Raw genomic sequence first — 14582 nt, 5'->3', positions numbered from 1 at the left:
TAATCGCCGTACCGCCCTCAGTACCTCTTACCATGCTTAAACTGGCTATTCTTGAAACCGACATCCTCAGTGGCGACCTGGCTACCCGTTACCAGGGCTATGGGATGATGTTCCAACAGCTATTCGCTAGTGCCGGTGTGGCTCTGGAAAGCGACATTTTCTCAGTGATAAGCGGCGTCTACCCTCCTAACCCTGATGCCTATGATGCGCTGCTGATCACCGGCTCAAAAGCCGATGCCTTCAGTGACCAGCCCTGGGTGGTGACGCTACGTGAGTATGTTCGCCAGCGCTACCAGGCGGGGAGCACTTTGCTGGGCATCTGCTTTGGTCATCAGCTGCTGGCCGAAGCGCTGGGCGGCAAGGTAGGACGTAGTGCAAAGGGCTGGGGAGTGGGTCTTCATTATTACCACTGGCAAGCAGCGGCCAATGGCCAGTTTGCCCTGATTGCCAGCCACCGCGATCAGGTGCTGCGCCTGCCGGCCGGTGCTGAGGTTTTAGCCAGTAGTGACTTTTGCCCCATTGCTGCCTTTCGTTTGGGCACCCGGATCATGGCTTTTCAGGGGCACCCTGAGTTCACCGTGGATTATGCCCGCCAGCTACTGCAGCAGCGTCGCGAAGATATTGGCACCGAGCGCTGCCAGCAAGCGCTGGCCAGTTTCGATGGTACTGACGACGGCCTGCTGATTGCCTGCACCCTGGCAGACTTTATAGCGACTGCCAAAGGCGCCGCCTGAATAAAGTCGCGAGGTTTAGATGACAGCGCGTAAGCTGCCGTTTTGGAAAGCCTCGTTACTGTGCTGCTTTCGCGCTGCAGCCGTATGCTGAAGTGCGGCCTGCAACGCAGTTTTGCGGGTATCTGTCACAGCCCGAAGGGCCGCAGGTGATCTTTTACGCCGACTCAGGTAAAAAGAGCGCTGGCACGGCTGTGGTATGCTGTGTACGTTTTTCAGGCAGTAAGAGGTAGCCACCATGCCGAGTCCGGTGCAAAAAGCCGTCGACACCATCAACCAGTTGCCACGTCGTCACAAACTGGCACTGGGTTCTGTGCTGCTGGTAATGGCAGCACTGGCGGCATTGCCTGGTACTGACCATGACCCCATTTCGCTGTCATTGCCAGACAGCCTGCCGGCGCCGCCGATCCCGGCCAGCCATGCTGACAGTAAAACGGTGGCGCTACCGGATCTGGAATACCAAATTCAAAGTGGCGATACCCTCAGTAACATTTTTTCCCGTCTCGGCCTTAATCAGCAGACCATGTATCAGGTGTTGGAAGCCGATCAGCCAATCCTCGCCCTCGATACCTTAAAACCCGGCGATGTGCTGCGTTTTTGGCTGAATCCGGCCACGCGCCAGCTCACTAAACTGGAACTGCGTTTTAGTGCTGCGCACCAGGTTATTTTCAGCCGCGTGGACGATGACAGTTTTACCTTCCAGAAGGTGGATATTGACGGGGTCTGGCGCAATCAGCCGGTCGGTGGCGAGGTAAACGGCAGTTTTTACGTGTCAGCTCACAAGGTTGGGCTCAGTGATGGCGAAATTGCTCATATCGCCAATCTTTTTAAAGACAAGCTGAATTTTTCGCGGGACTTGCGCGCCGGCGATCGTTTCCAGATTGTGCGCCGTAACCAGTATATCGACGGCAAGCCGACCGGTGACTCCGAGCTGGAGGCGATTCGTATTGAGAACCAGGGCCGTACCCTCAGTGCCTTTTTATTCAGCGACGGCAGCTATTACGACGAACATGGCAAGAGCCTGATGCGGGCGTTCCGCCGTTACCCGACGGCCCATCGCTATCGTATCAGTTCGCCTTTTAACCCCCACCGCTACCATCCGGTCACGCACCATTATGCGCCGCATTACGGCACTGATTTTGCCACACCGGTAGGTACACCGGTGTTGTCCACCGCGGATGGAGTGGTAACCCGCATTGCTCACCACCCTTATGCGGGCCGTTATATTGTCATCAAACATGGCGGCACTTACGCGACCCGTTACCTGCACTTGAGCAAGGTCTTGGTACATAAGGGGGAGGTGGTTAGCCGCGGCCAGCGTATTGCCTTGTCAGGGGCGACAGGGCGGGTGACCGGGCCGCACCTGCACTATGAACTGTTGATCCATGGCCACCCGGTGAATGCGATGACGGCGAAGATCCCCATGTCACAAGGCGTCGCCAGCAAAGACAAACCGGCTTTCCTGGCGGAAGTGAAAAACCTGCAAAGTGAGCTGGATCAGGCGCCATCGGCCGACAGCTGATCCCGCTCGGTCAGCGCCGGGAAACGGCGCTGCCACAGCCAGACTACCAGCAAGGTGCCGACGCCACCGATAATAATGGCTGGCACCACGCCGAACCAGGCCGCAGTCAGCCCAGACTCAAACTCCCCTAACTGATTCGACGCGCCGATGAAGATGTAATTGACGGCACTGACGCGGCCGCGCAGGGCATCCGGTGTTTCCAGCTGGATCAGCGTCGAACGGATCACCACACTGACCATATCGGCCGCGCCCAATATGGCCAGCGCCAGCAATGACAACCAAAGCTGTTGTGACAGTCCAAAGACGATGGTGGCGAGGCCAAAAACCGCTACGGCCCGAAACATGATTTTGCCAACCCGCCGCTGCAGCGGGAAGCGCGTCAGCAACAATGCCATCAGCAAGGCACCGGCAGCGGGAGCTGAGCGTAGCAGCCCCAGCCCCCAAGGGCCGGTGTGCAGAATATCCTTGGCTACTATGGGCAGCAGGGCCGTGGCACCGCCGAGCAGTACCGAGAACAGATCCAGTGAGATGGCGCCTAATACCACCGGGTTTTGGCGAATGTGGCTGATGCCGGAAAACAGCCGTGCCAGGCTAATCGGTTCTTTTGCCGTGTTTTGCTGGCCATTGGCCAACCCCAACAATGCTACCGCCGCCAATACAAAGCCGAGCAGGCTGGAACCATAGAGCCAGTGTGGCCCGAGCAGGTAGACCAGGCCACCGATAGCTGGGCCGGCAATGACCATCGCCTCGCGGGTGCCGGCGCTCAGCGCCAGCGCTTGTGACAGGTTTTCTGCACTGACCAGCCTGGGCAGCCAGGCTTGTGCGGCCGGGCCTTCAAAGGCGCGGGCCGAGCCCAACAGCACGGCGCAAACATAGATACTGGTTGATGTCACCGGCAGTAGCACCAGTATGGCCATGGCCAGCGTCTGCACGCTGCGACAGGCAATGACGATATTGCGGCGGTTGTGCTGGTCTGCCACATGGCCGGCGACCAGGGTCAGTAGCAGTTGTGGCAGAAACTGTGCCAGGCCAATCAGACCCAGGCTCAGGGCTGACCCAGTGAGGCCGTACATTTGCCAGCCCAGTCCCACCACCAGCATCTGGTATGACAACGATGAGCAGGCCTGGCCCAGCCAGAAGCGCAGAAAAGCCGGATTACGGCGAATGAACGATGAGGACATGGTAGACACTGCAATACCAAAAAAGCCATTGTACGTGCCAGGAACACCCATGCCACGGCGATAACGTCCGGTGGTCAGGGCTGTAGGTTCAGTGGTGCCAGGCGTTGTTGTAAGGCCGGTAATACCTGCTCAGCAAACCACGGGTGCTTCTTTAGCCATAACTGGTTACGCGGACTGGGGTGCGGCAATGGAAAAAACCGCGGGCCATAGTCGGCAAAATGTTGTACCCGCGAGGTCAGTGTGCGGCGGTCAGCCAGGTAGTGATCCTGAGCGTAGCGGCCAACCAGCAGTATGCAGGCCAGTTGCGGCATGGCAGCCAGTAAGGCTCGATGCCAGGTTGGGGCGCATTCCGGGCGTGGTGGTAAATCACCACTTTTGCCTTTGCCGGGGTAGCAAAAGCCCATCGGCATGATGGCAACCTGGCTGGCGTCATAAAAGCCACGGCGCTCCAAGCCCAGCCACTGGCGCAGGCGATCGCCGGAAGGGTCATTAAACGGGATACCCGTTTCGTGAACGCGGGTGCCCGGTGCCTGGCCGATGATAAGTAACCGCGCGCTGGCGGCAATCTGTATCACCGGCCAGGGGCCGCGAGGCAAACCCTGGCAGTGCTGGCACGCACGTACGTCGCTGAGCAGTGCTGTCAGGGTCATAACGGTGTTGTGGCTATTGTCACTGAACGTAGACGGTGATTTTTTTAGATTCCACCACCGGGCTAAAGGGTACATGCATATAGTCCCCGAGCATCAGCTGCAGGGTATGTTTGCCGGGCGGCAAAGTGATCTGGGTTTCGGTCTGGCCACCGCCGAAGTGACGGATATGGGCGTTGGCGGGCAGAGGTTTATGGAGATCCGGCTGCTGCTTGAGGTCAATCAACAGGTGGTGGTGGCCGGTGTTTTTAACATTAATACCCGCCGGCGCCACGCCCATGCCGGAGAGGCCAAACTTGACGGTGAAGGTTTTGCTGACGGTAGCGCCATCCTGTGGCGAGATGATGTATTCGCTAACATGTGCCGGGGCTTTGGTGGCCATGGCCGAGGCTGAAAGCAGCAAGGTTGCAGCAGCCAGTATTACTTTTTTCATCTTTGTACTCCTATGACTCATGAACAGTTCTTTGTTAGTGACCGTCGCGGCGCTGGCAAGTTCAGCCTTGGCCAAAACCACCAGGATTTTTAGCCAGCCAGGTGTTTTCCTCCGTGCTATTGGGGCGCCCTAGTAACCGGTTTCGGTAGGGGAAGCGGCCAAAGCGCTGGATGATGACCTGGTGCTCCTGTGCAAAGTGCAGGCTTTGTGCCAGTACCGGTTTCAGGTTCTCTGGGGCTTGCCGGTGAAGGCTTGCAAAGGCGGTTACCGACAGCGCTTGCAGTGCTTTATCTTCGGCATGCATCAGCGGCATATAAAAAAACAGCTGATGAGCTAAGGGCAGGCTGTGCTGATGGCCACGACTCAGCCCCTCTTCGACCAGTGCCTGGGCCAGCGGATCGGCGGCAAAAGCCTCAGCTTGCCCCCGGAAGATGTTACGACTGAACTGGTCAAGCAGCACAATCAGTGCCAACCGACCGGCAGGGGTTTGTGGCCAGTCATCGTAGTCTCCGGCTTTAGCATGGGTCAGATCGGTGGCAAACAACTGGCGTATTTCTTCGTCCAGGTCATCACCACCACTGAACCAGCGCTGGCGGTGCCAATGATCAGCCATGCCGTCTTTATCCAGGGTGCCAAACCAGAAACCGAGAATGTCATCAAAATTACTCATGGCGCTCTCCATATGGCCCACCATGGTTTTAACCGGTGCCAAGGGCGGCGGCAAGTGAGTTGTGACGCCGTGTTCATGCAGCGTCATTGAGCCGGCAGTGCCCCCCGCGATGTTCTATTAATCAGTTTTTACGATGTGTATGCTAGTCTCCCTAGGGTATTTCTGATTAGTCTCGGGAGAATGTGCAAAATGAATGGAAAAATCATTGGCTTAGTGCTGCTTATCATCGGTATTGGCCTGGCGTTTTGGGGTTATAAAGAAAGCCAGACCCTGAATAAGGAAATTACCGCGCAGTTAACCGGTGAGATGGATAGCCGCACCATGACGCTGTACATCGCCGGTGCGGTCTGTGGCGTGCTGGGGCTGATTGGTTTGCTGCGCCGCTAAGAGAGATACCATGACCGGCTGGCCCAAGGACATCAGCAACCTCTGGACACTGTCGCTTTATCACAGTGGCAATACCCACATCACCTTAGGGCAGGTGGTGGTTGCACTGCTGATCTGTATTGTCGGTTTTGTGCTGGTGAAAGGGCTGGTGCACTGGCTGGCCAAACGGCTGATGCATCGCCTTGGTGCCAATGGCGCCCATGTAGTGCAAAAGCTGGTGTCTTATGTGCTGTACCTTACCATTGTCCTACTGGCCCTGCCCTTTGCCGGTATTCCGGTTACCGTCTTTGCCCTGCTTGGCGGAGCGGTGGCCATTGGTATCGGCTTTGGGGCCCAGAACCTCATCAATAACCTCATTTCCGGGCTGATCCTCTTGGTGGAACAACCGATCCGTATTGGTGACACCGTCGAGCTGGAACAGGAAAAGGGGCGGGTAGAAGACATTGGCAACCGCTGTGTGCGGGTGCGGCGGGTCGACGGTGTGCATGTGCTGGTGCCTAATTCCTATTTTCTGGAGCAGCGGGTTGTCAACTGGACGCTGATCTCATCGCAGGTGCGCGGTGCGGTCACCATGGGTGTGGCTTACGGCTCGGATATCAGCAAGGTGCGGGAGATCATGCTGGCGGCTGCCAGCGAGCATCAGCAGATAGAAAAGCGGCCACCACCGGAAGTGCTGTTCGAAGACTTTGGCGATAACGCCCTGGTGATGACATTACTATTTTGGGTTGCAGCCAGGGTGCCGATGGACTTGCGGCGGGTATCATCGGATCTGCGCTTTGCGCTGGATAAAGCCTGTAAAGACGCTGGTATAGTGATCGCCTTCCCACAACGGGACCTGCATCTGGATAAAGTGCAGGTGGAACTAGTCGGCGCTGACAAAACCCAACAGCACTAATCGCCCTTCCCGGCTGGCCAGCAGCTCGGCCGGGGTGGCATCCAGCTCTGGTTGATATTGCGTCAGCCACAGGTAACGATCCACTTCAGTATCCAGCCGCTGATTAAGCAACGACAGCAGTGTTGGCATCTGCTCGAATATTTCCCCTTCTGCGACCATAAAAGCCGGGTAACGCAGTTCATCGCCCCAACTCAACTCCAGTAAAAAGCCCTGTTCAGCCAATGCCTGACACAAGGCGTCAGGCGGCATGGTGGCGGTGCCATTGAGGTGTTCTACCACCTGCTGGGCACACCACAAGGGATAGCTATGGACACGCTGGTGCAGCGCCCGTTGCCACAGGTGCTGGGTACGGATGCTAAGGGCGCGTCGGCGATCCTGATGTTCCATTGTTCCTCCTGTGATCTGTTATTGAGTGTAGGCAATAAAAAGCGCGCCAAGGGCGCGCTTTGTTCAGTTCAGGGTGCTCAGCATGTTGGGGTCGTAGGGGGTGATAGCTTTCCCCTCACGGACTTTGCTGACGTAATCGGGGTTGGCGATAAAAGGTCGGCCGATGGCCGCCAAGTCGATGTGGCCGGCGGCAATATCGGTGGCGGCGGTGTCAGCATCCAGACCGCCCACACCGATGAAAGTACCCTGATAGTGCTGGCGCAGGTAACGGCTGGCGCGGCCACCGAGAAAATCGAAGGTCAGGCTGTCATCGAAGATCCCCAGGTGCAGGTAGGCCAGCTTGCGGTCACTGAGTTTGGGCAGCAAGGCATCGAATACCGCGCGGTCGCGGGCATCTGCTGCCATATTGGTGTAAGCCCCCGGTGTCAGGCGAATGGCAGTGCGCTCAGCACCAATGGCTTCAATCACGGCATCGACGACTTCCAGGGCAAAGCGGCCCATATTGTCAGCACTGCCGCCGTACTGGTCGTCACGCTGATTGGTGTCATGGTGCAGAAACTGGTCAATCAGGTAACCGTTGGCACCGTGGATCTCGACGCCATCAAAACCAGCTTTGATGGCGTTTTTGGCGGCCTGGGCATAGTCACGCAGCAGTTGCTGGATATCCTCAACACTCAGTGCTTTGGGTTGCTCGTAGTGCAACTCACGTTGGCGCGGTACTGTGGCGTCGTAGGCGATCGCCGAAGGGGCCACGGGCGGCAAGCCAGAGTAAAAAGAATGGGCCACCCGGCCGGTGTGCCATAACTGCAGGAACATTTTGCCACCGGCGTCATGAACCCGCTCGGTTACCTGCTGCCAGCCGGCTATCTGAGCCGCAGTGAAAATGCCCGGCACATTGGGGTGGCCTTGGCCATCGGGGCGGATGATAGTGGCTTCGCTGATGATAAGGCCGGCATCGGCGCGACGCGCATAGTAAGCGGCCATCTCGGCGGTGGGCACCAAACCTTCTGCCGCCATGCAGCGGGTCAGGGGAGCCATGACAATACGGTTATTCAGGGTCAAGGTGTCGTTCAGGCGATAAGGGCTGAACAGGATACTGCGGTCGACCATGTGAACTCCTTTTTTGTGATTGCTATCACATTACCACTGGTCCGATGCGCTGCAAGATCAATTTACTCTGAACAGACAATCGGTTTTTCGGAGGGAATATGGCGCCAACCCATCAGGTCAGCAATCAGAGCCCGGCATTGCTGGACTATGATCCGGTCAGGCTGGATCTGGCCCTGCAGGACGCGCTGGCGGCTAATGGCGGCCAGGCATTACTGGCACCATTGCGTCAGTACGGGCGCTGGAGTGGTAGTGCCGAGGCTATTGCCTTGGGGTTTGCCGCCAATGCCCACCCACCGCAACTGGACACCCATGACCGCTATGGCCACCGCCTGGATATGGTTCATTACCACCCCAGTTATCACCAACTGATGGCCCAAGCCCTGAGTAGCGGCTTGCACGCCAGCCCCTGGCAAGACGGTGGCAGTCAACTGCTGCGGGCGGCGCAATATTACCTGCATGCGCAGGTAGAGCCCGGCCATGGTTGTCCGGTGACCATGACCTTTGCGGCTGCTCCGGTACTGCGTCGATACAAACCGGACTGGTTTGCCAAACTGTTGCACTATCAATATGACCCGAGCAATCAGCCTGTTGGTGCCAAGCAGGGGCTGACGCTGGGCATGGGTATGACCGAAAAACAGGGCGGTTCTGATGTGCGGGTCAATCAAACCCAGGCACAGTGCCAGGCTGACGGCAGCTATGAGCTGATTGGCCACAAATGGTTCTTGTCGGCGCCAATGTCAGATGGCTTCCTGATGCTGGCGCAGGCCGAGGGAGGTTTGAGCTGCTTTTTGGTGCCGCGCTGGTGGCAAGGCGCCAAAAACCCACTGGAACTGCAGCGCTTGAAAAATAAACTGGGTAATAGGGCCAATGCTTCCAGTGAAGTGGAACTGCGGGGTGCCCAAGCCTGGCGACTGGGTGATGAAGGGCAAGGGGTGCGTACTATCATCGATATGGTGGCGCTGACCCGTTTTGACTGCATGTTGGGTTCCAGTGCCAGCCAGCGTCAGGCGGTATTACAGGCCGTACACCATGCCCGGCACCGCAAGGCGTTTGGCGCGCACCTGAGCGAGCAGCCACTGATGGCGGCGGTACTGGCGGACTTGCAACTGGAAGTGGAAGGCAGCCTGGCCATGAGCCTGCGCTTGGCGCGGGCGCTGGATAAACCCGAGGACGAACACGAACAGCTACTGGTGCGCCTCGGCACGGCGGTAGGAAAGTACTGGATCTGCAAGCGCACGCCGCAGCATGCCTATGAGGCCATGGAGTGTCTGGGGGGTAATGGTGTGATGGAAGAGTTCATCACTGCGCGTTTGTATCGGGAAGCGCCGATAAATGCTATCTGGGAAGGCTCCGGCAATATTCAGGCATTGGATGTTTTGCGGGTGCTGACGAAAACACCACAGGCATTGGCAGTATGGCAAGCCGAGTTGACAACCGCACTCAGTGACGAACCTTTACTGGCCAGTGCCTGGCAGCAATTACAGCAGCTGCTGGCCAAGCCTCTAGTGGCGCAAGCACGGCACATTACCGAACTACTGGCACTGACCCTGCAGGGGGCTTTATTGCTACGCCAGGGGCCGGAGGAAGTAGCACGTGCTTTTATACAATCCCGTTTAGCCGGCCGTAGCCTGCATTACGGTACTCTGCCGGCGCGAACGGATGTGGCGCTACTGCTGCACCGGGCCTGCCCTGAGGTATGAAAAAAGCCCGCTTAGCGCGGGCTTTTACTTAGCGGAACACTTCGTCCAGTAAGTCATACATCATCGCGAAGGCGCGTCTGGCCACCACCGGATGATATTGGCTACGCCCTGGCACGTTGGCCTCTGGGTCAGTGAACGAATGCACGGCGCCGCCGAAGTTGACTACCTGCCAGTCAGCGCCAACCTGGGCCATTTCTTCCTCAAAAGCCAAGCGGCTGTCGATAGAAACCATCGGGTCATCGGCGCCGTTAAGCACCAATACCGGCCCTTTGGGCGTTTCACTGCTGCTCGGTTCAGGGGTTTCCAGCAAGCCGTGGAAGGAAATAAAGGCCTTCAAAGGGGCGCCCATACGGGCCAGTTCCAGTACACAGCCACCACCAAAGCAAAAGCCAAAGGCTGCCATGTTATTGGCACCGATCCCCAGCTCTTCGGCTACCATCGCCAAGGCTTGCACACCCCCTTCCAGGCGCTTGCGTAACTTGTTGTAATCGTCACGCAGGCTGCTCATGGCGGCCATGGCTTGCTCGGCATCCTGCGGATGAACCCCTTTGCCATAAGGATCGAGGATCAGGATCACCGTATCCTCGGTCAGCAGGTCATGGGCCAGCTTAATTGCACTCTGACTGACCCCAAAAAAGTTGGGGGCCATCAGCAGAGCTCGCCTGGGCTGCGCGCCTTTGACGTAAAGCAACTGCCCCTCAAAGGGTTCGCCGTCCAGCTCATAAGGCTGGGCCTGTACCACGATCTCCTGCATGTCAGTCTCCCTAGTAACTTTGGTTATGCACGCCCTTGGCGGCCCGCCCGGAGGGGTCAGCATTGTGCTGAAACGCTTCGTCCCAGGCCAGAGCGGCGGGGGTGGAACAGGCTACCGACTTACCGTGCGGCACTGTTGTCACCACGGTGTCCAGATTGCCAAAATGTTCCTCAAAAATCTGCCGGTAATAATAGGCTTCTTTGGTTTCCGGTGTATGCACGGGAAAACGGAAACGGGCTGTTGCCATTTGTTGGTCGCTGATGCTGTCAGCGGTTAATGCTTTCAGGTTGTCTATCCAGCTGTAACCGACGCCATCGGAAAACTGCTCTTTCTGCCGCCAGGCCACGGCCTCGGGCAGTAGGTCGGCAAAGGCCTCGCGCAGAATATGTTTCTCCATCTTGCCCTGGCCGCACATTTTGTCGCTGGGGTTGAGGCGCATGGCCACATCGATGAACTCTTTATCCAGAAAAGGCACCCGTGCTTCCACGCCCCAGGCGGCCATGGATTTGTTGGCGCGCAGGCAGTCGAACAGATGCAGGTTGCTGAGTTTGCGTACGGTTTCATCATGAAACTCGCGGGCATCCGGTGCTTTGTGAAAATACAGATAGCCGCCAAATAATTCGTCAGAACCCTCACCAGAGAGGACCATCTTGATACCCATCGCCTTGATTTTCCGTGCCATCAGGTACATCGGTGTTGAAGCACGAATGGTGGTTACATCATAAGTTTCCAGGTGATAAATCACATCCCGAAGTGCATCAAGGCCCTCCTGTACGGTGAAGTGCAACTCATGATGGACAGTTCCGATGTGCTCGGCTACTGCCTGGGCTGCGGCCAGATCCGGCGAGCCTTCCAGGCCAACGGCAAAAGAGTGCAGGCGTGGCCACCAGGCCGGGCTTTGTTCATCGTCTTCGATACGCCTGGCAGCATGTAATTGTGCCAAGGCGGAGATGATTGACGAGTCCAGGCCACCGGACAGCAGCACCCCATAGGGCACATCTGACATCAGCTGCCGCTTCACCGCTGCATCCAGTGCCTGGCGCAGCTCGGTCACGCTGCTGCGATTGTCTTGGACTGTCGCAAAATCCTGCCAGTTGCGCTGGTAGTAGCGGGTCAACTGGCCGTCTTTTGAACTGAGGTAATGGCCGGGAGGAAAGCTTTCTACCCGGTTACAGACCGGTGTCAGCGCCTTCATTTCCGAGGCCACGTAGAAGTTGCCCTGCTGATCCCATCCCATATACAGCGGGATGATGCCCATATGGTCACGGCCAATCAGGTAGCTGTTGTCGGTTGCGTCGTACAGTACAAAGGCGAAGATGCCGTTCAGCTCATCAAGAAAGGCTGGCCCCTTATCCTGATATAGCGCCAGTAGCACTTCGCAATCAGACTCGGTCTGAAAGGCATATTGCTGTTGATAGCGTTGGCGAATCTGCCGGTGATTGTAAATTTCACCATTAACCGCCAGGACATGATTTCGTTCGGCATTGAACAGCGGCTGGGCGCCATTATTCATATCGACAATAGCCAGCCGCTCATGCGCGATGATGGCGTTGTCATCTGCATAAATTCCGGACCAGTCAGGGCCACGGTGGCGCAGGGTTTTGGACAGTTCCAGAGCCTGCTGGCGCAATGTCTGGGGATCTGATTTAAGTTCAAGAATGCCGAAAATAGAGCACATGGTTATTTCCTGTCAGGTCAAGGTCGCATGGTAATGATCATTATTGTTGTTAATGACGCATTGAACATGCCATTACCTGCCCCTGCTTGACAAGAAAAGGTGACTGGCCGGGTTGATTTAGGCGTTACCGGCAAAGGCCAGGGGGGCGCCGCAGTGGCGGCAACAGTACTGGCCGGTGCCCCGCTGCACTTTGTTATGGCGCCGCACACTCAGCTGATGTGTCTGGCACCGGCAACGATAAAGATATGTGGTTTCGCGCAGGCTAAAGTCGTGCGTGCGTTTAGGGGGCAGAGCAAAGAGCTGGCGCATCAACGCCTGCCATTGGTAGCCATGGGGGCGAACTTTGTGGCCATAAAGCTGCCAGACTAACCAGTGCGCGACTTCGTGGGGAACCACCTCGCGCAAAAACCGTGCTGGATCTTGCCGGTAAAAGTGCAGGTTAAAGCGTAATACGCCGTCACTGCGGGCCTGGCCTGCCGCCCGGCCACGCAGATCACAACGCACCTGTGGCCGTACAAAGGTGCGAGCGAGCTGGCTTTCAGCCTGCTCAAAGCAGTTTTCAACCTGTTCAGTGATGGCGGTATCGATCACGTTTTGCTGTTCCTGATGCCGTTGTCTGGTGCTTGCCTGGATAAAGCATGATAACTCTATGGCACTGCCATATTGGAGCGCTCATGAAACGCCTGTTGTTGTTTTCGCCCTTGCTGTTGGCTGCGTGTGCCGGCACCGGGCCATTACCGGCTACGTATTTCAACACCTATATTGCACCTGATAATTCCAAGCGCTTTGTGATTGCGCTGGCCGATCCGGGGCCTGCTGCATCAATGATGGCGAATAACCAGCATCGGCAACAGCGCCAGGATGATGAGGGTGACAAACCGCTGACCCAGGCACTGGATGCCCTACTCAAAGAAAATGGCTATTGCCGCACAGGCTATATGATCATTAGTCGCGACTGGGTTGAAGGAAAGCCGCAGCTAAGTGGCGAGTGTAATGAAAGCGCTACGGGGGCGGATCGCCAGCATTTTCGCTCTGATCCCAGCCTCGCTAACGACGAGTAAGCCCGTTGGTCATGAAAAAGGCGCCTTGCGGCGCCTTTCTTGTTACAGGCCGGCGGCTTCGCGCAGCACGTCAGCTTTGTCTGTTTTTTCCCAGGGGAACTCGTCGCGGCCAAAGTGGCCGTAAGCGGCAGTCGGTTGGTAGATGGGCCGGTTCAGATCCAGCATCTGAATCAAACCATAGGGGCGCAGATCGAAGTGCTCACGCACCAGCTGGTCAATGCGCTCTTCGTCGATTTTACCGGTACCGAAGGTTTCCACCGAGATGGAGGTCGGTTCAGCCACGCCAATGGCGTAAGACACCTGGATTTCACAGCGGTCAGCCAGGCCGGCGGCAACGATATTCTTGGCCACATAACGCGCGGCGTAGGCAGCACTGCGGTCCACCTTGGACGGATCCTTACCGGAGAAAGCGCCGCCACCGTGACGGGCCATGCCGCCGTAGGTATCAACGATGATCTTACGGCCGGTCAGGCCACAGTCACCCATGGGGCCGCCGATCACAAAGTTACCAGTCGGGTTGATGAAATATTTGGTCTTGGCGGTCAGCCACTCTTCTGGCAGCACCGGCTTGATGATGTGTTCCATCACCGCTTCGCGCAGGGTTGGCTGGTCGATATCAGGGCTGTGTTGAGTCGACAGTACTACTGCGTCAATGGCCACGGGCTTACCGTCTTCGTAGACGAAGGTGACCTGTGATTTGGCATCCGGGCGCAGCCAGGACAGCTCCTTGGACTTACGTACATGCGCTTGGCGCTTAACCAGACGGTGCGCGTAGGTGATCGGCGCCGGCATCAACACGTCGGTTTCGTTGGAGGCATAGCCGAACATCAGGCCCTGATCGCCGGCGCCCTGCTCATAGGGATCGGAACGATCAACCCCCATGGCGATATCCGGAGACTGCTTGCCAATGGCATTGAGTACCGCACAGCTGTCGCCGTCAAAGCCCATGTCGGAGCTGGTGTAGCCGATTTCGCGCACGGTTTTACGAGCCAGATCTTCGATATCAACCCAGGCTGAGGTGGTGATTTCACCACCAACGATGACCATGCCGGTTTTAACATAGGTTTCGCAAGCAACGCGGGCCTTGGGGTCCTGCGCCAGGATGGCGTCCAGCACAGCGTCGGAAATTTGGTCGGCAATCTTATCAGGATGGCCTTCAGATACGGACTCGGAAGTAAAAAGACGTCTGCTCATTTCCCACTCAACTCATTGAATGTCGGTAAGAAAAGCCTGATGTGCATGAGCGCGCAGCAGGCCCCCAAAATAGGGCGGCGATATTACACAGATAGACGTCCAGACGCCAGTACTTCTGTGCAAAAAATCTCCGGCCTGTGATGGCCCCCATTAAAGACTATTGCTGCGCTACTTTAAAGCCGCAGTGATTTGCCCCCCGGGGCGGTTCTGGGCGAAAATAAGGCCAATTTTT

Annotated in this window: 16 protein-coding genes; 6 read left to right on the top strand and 10 right to left on the bottom strand. The window is 57.0% G+C overall.

Annotated features, from left to right (window positions below):
• Positions 1-32 precede the first annotated feature (32 nt).
• Together WDB70_RS11980 and WDB70_RS11975 are read left to right on the top strand one after the other, a co-directional pair.
• Positions 33-734, top strand: coding sequence for a glutamine amidotransferase-related protein (locus WDB70_RS11980; RefSeq protein ID WP_406664634.1), 702 nt, complete (start codon positions 33-35; stop codon positions 732-734).
• Positions 735-969: 235 nt separating this feature from the next.
• Positions 970-2253: a peptidoglycan DD-metalloendopeptidase family protein gene (locus tag WDB70_RS11975; protein ID WP_406664632.1), complete on the top strand. Its 1284-nt coding sequence runs from the start codon at positions 970-972 to the stop codon at positions 2251-2253.
• Here the strand turns inward: WDB70_RS11975 and WDB70_RS11970 are convergent.
• The 4 genes from WDB70_RS11970 to WDB70_RS11955 form a co-directional block, all read right to left on the bottom strand.
• Positions 2229-3434 (bottom strand): MFS transporter, encoded by a 1206-nt coding sequence (locus WDB70_RS11970; RefSeq protein ID WP_406664630.1) that lies wholly within the window; start codon positions 3432-3434, stop codon positions 2229-2231. The genes WDB70_RS11975 and WDB70_RS11970 overlap by 25 nt on opposite strands.
• 74 nt (positions 3435-3508) lie before the next feature.
• Complete coding sequence (locus WDB70_RS11965; protein ID WP_406664628.1) at positions 3509-4084, bottom strand: uracil-DNA glycosylase family protein; 576 nt, start codon at positions 4082-4084, stop codon at positions 3509-3511.
• A 19-nt stretch (positions 4085-4103) separates the two neighbouring features.
• Positions 4104-4514: a DUF4399 domain-containing protein gene (locus WDB70_RS11960; protein ID WP_406664627.1), complete on the bottom strand. Its 411-nt coding sequence runs from the start codon at positions 4512-4514 to the stop codon at positions 4104-4106.
• Between the two features lie 61 nt (positions 4515-4575).
• The gene (locus WDB70_RS11955; protein ID WP_406664625.1) at positions 4576-5184 is read right to left on the bottom strand and encodes a DUF924 family protein; all 609 of its coding nucleotides are present in this window, start codon (positions 5182-5184) and stop codon (positions 4576-4578) included.
• Positions 5185-5373: 189 nt separating this feature from the next.
• Between WDB70_RS11955 and WDB70_RS11950 the strand changes: the two genes are divergently transcribed.
• Together WDB70_RS11950 and WDB70_RS11945 are read left to right on the top strand one after the other, a co-directional pair.
• Positions 5374-5571 (top strand): DUF3185 family protein, encoded by a 198-nt coding sequence (locus WDB70_RS11950; RefSeq protein ID WP_406664623.1) that lies wholly within the window; start codon positions 5374-5376, stop codon positions 5569-5571.
• A 10-nt stretch (positions 5572-5581) separates the two neighbouring features.
• Positions 5582-6466 carry a mechanosensitive ion channel family protein gene (locus tag WDB70_RS11945; RefSeq protein WP_406664621.1) on the top strand — a complete coding sequence of 295 codons (885 nt, stop codon included), beginning with the start codon at positions 5582-5584 and terminating at the stop codon, positions 6464-6466.
• Here the strand turns inward: WDB70_RS11945 and WDB70_RS11940 are convergent.
• Together WDB70_RS11940 and WDB70_RS11935 are read right to left on the bottom strand one after the other, a co-directional pair.
• Positions 6434-6853, bottom strand: coding sequence for a hypothetical protein (locus tag WDB70_RS11940; RefSeq protein WP_406664619.1), 420 nt, complete (start codon positions 6851-6853; stop codon positions 6434-6436). The two genes, WDB70_RS11945 and WDB70_RS11940, sit on opposite strands and share 33 nt — an antisense overlap.
• A 63-nt stretch (positions 6854-6916) precedes the next feature.
• Positions 6917-7963, bottom strand: a complete 1047-nt coding sequence (locus WDB70_RS11935) for an alkene reductase (protein ID WP_406664617.1) — start codon at positions 7961-7963, stop codon at positions 6917-6919.
• A gap of 98 nt (positions 7964-8061) precedes the next feature.
• On the opposite strand from WDB70_RS11935, the gene WDB70_RS11930 reads away from it, so the two are divergent.
• The gene (locus WDB70_RS11930) at positions 8062-9663 is read left to right on the top strand and encodes an acyl-CoA dehydrogenase family protein (protein ID WP_406664615.1); all 1602 of its coding nucleotides are present in this window, start codon (positions 8062-8064) and stop codon (positions 9661-9663) included.
• 28 nt (positions 9664-9691) lie between these two features.
• Here WDB70_RS11930 and WDB70_RS11925 read toward each other — a convergent pair whose 3' ends face one another.
• The 3 genes from WDB70_RS11925 to WDB70_RS11915 form a co-directional block, all read right to left on the bottom strand.
• Entirely contained in the window at positions 9692-10417 is a 726-nt protein-coding gene (locus tag WDB70_RS11925; protein ID WP_406664613.1) for a dienelactone hydrolase family protein, read from the bottom strand.
• Between the two features lie 10 nt (positions 10418-10427).
• The gene (gene asnB, locus WDB70_RS11920; protein WP_406664612.1) at positions 10428-12095 is read right to left on the bottom strand and encodes an asparagine synthase B; all 1668 of its coding nucleotides are present in this window, start codon (positions 12093-12095) and stop codon (positions 10428-10430) included.
• 117 nt (positions 12096-12212) lie between these two features.
• Positions 12213-12686 (bottom strand): SprT family zinc-dependent metalloprotease, encoded by a 474-nt coding sequence (locus tag WDB70_RS11915; protein WP_406664610.1) that lies wholly within the window; start codon positions 12684-12686, stop codon positions 12213-12215.
• Positions 12687-12769: 83 nt separating this feature from the next.
• Between WDB70_RS11915 and WDB70_RS11910 the strand changes: the two genes are divergently transcribed.
• The gene (locus WDB70_RS11910) at positions 12770-13156 is read left to right on the top strand and encodes a hypothetical protein (protein WP_406664608.1); all 387 of its coding nucleotides are present in this window, start codon (positions 12770-12772) and stop codon (positions 13154-13156) included.
• Positions 13157-13198: 42 nt separating this feature from the next.
• On the opposite strand, the gene metK is transcribed toward WDB70_RS11910, so the two are convergent.
• Positions 13199-14350 (bottom strand): methionine adenosyltransferase, encoded by a 1152-nt coding sequence (gene metK / locus WDB70_RS11905; protein ID WP_406664606.1) that lies wholly within the window; start codon positions 14348-14350, stop codon positions 13199-13201.
• Between the last annotated feature and the right edge of the window lie 232 nt (positions 14351-14582).

This window comes from Gallaecimonas aegicerasi (genome assembly GCF_045291545.1).
GTDB lineage: Bacteria > Pseudomonadota > Gammaproteobacteria > Enterobacterales > Gallaecimonadaceae > Gallaecimonas.
Note: the sequence above shows the minus strand (reverse complement) of the source record. Positions and strands in the feature narration are given on the sequence as shown.

Bases quoted from the DNA above. Each gene is read 5' to 3' on its own strand.
- WDB70_RS11980 (WP_406664634.1), top strand. From the start codon at position 33: ATGCTTAAACTGGCTATTCTTGAAACCGACATCCTCAGTGGCGACCTG.
- WDB70_RS11975 (WP_406664632.1), top strand. From the start codon at position 970: ATGCCGAGTCCGGTGCAAAAAGCCGTCGACACCATCAACCAGTTGCCA.
- WDB70_RS11970 (WP_406664630.1), bottom strand. From the start codon at position 3,434: ATGTCCTCATCGTTCATTCGCCGTAATCCGGCTTTTCTGCGCTTCTGG.
- WDB70_RS11965 (WP_406664628.1), bottom strand. From the start codon at position 4,084: ATGACCCTGACAGCACTGCTCAGCGACGTACGTGCGTGCCAGCACTGC.
- WDB70_RS11960 (WP_406664627.1), bottom strand. From the start codon at position 4,514: ATGAAAAAAGTAATACTGGCTGCTGCAACCTTGCTGCTTTCAGCCTCG.
- WDB70_RS11955 (WP_406664625.1), bottom strand. From the start codon at position 5,184: ATGAGTAATTTTGATGACATTCTCGGTTTCTGGTTTGGCACCCTGGAT.
- WDB70_RS11950 (WP_406664623.1), top strand. From the start codon at position 5,374: ATGAATGGAAAAATCATTGGCTTAGTGCTGCTTATCATCGGTATTGGC.
- WDB70_RS11945 (WP_406664621.1), top strand. From the start codon at position 5,582: ATGACCGGCTGGCCCAAGGACATCAGCAACCTCTGGACACTGTCGCTT.
- WDB70_RS11940 (WP_406664619.1), bottom strand. From the start codon at position 6,853: ATGGAACATCAGGATCGCCGACGCGCCCTTAGCATCCGTACCCAGCAC.
- WDB70_RS11935 (WP_406664617.1), bottom strand. From the start codon at position 7,963: ATGGTCGACCGCAGTATCCTGTTCAGCCCTTATCGCCTGAACGACACC.
- WDB70_RS11930 (WP_406664615.1), top strand. From the start codon at position 8,062: ATGGCGCCAACCCATCAGGTCAGCAATCAGAGCCCGGCATTGCTGGAC.
- WDB70_RS11925 (WP_406664613.1), bottom strand. From the start codon at position 10,417: ATGCAGGAGATCGTGGTACAGGCCCAGCCTTATGAGCTGGACGGCGAA.
- asnB (WP_406664612.1), bottom strand. From the start codon at position 12,095: ATGTGCTCTATTTTCGGCATTCTTGAACTTAAATCAGATCCCCAGACA.
- WDB70_RS11910 (WP_406664608.1), top strand. From the start codon at position 12,770: ATGAAACGCCTGTTGTTGTTTTCGCCCTTGCTGTTGGCTGCGTGTGCC.
- metK (WP_406664606.1), bottom strand. From the start codon at position 14,350: ATGAGCAGACGTCTTTTTACTTCCGAGTCCGTATCTGAAGGCCATCCT.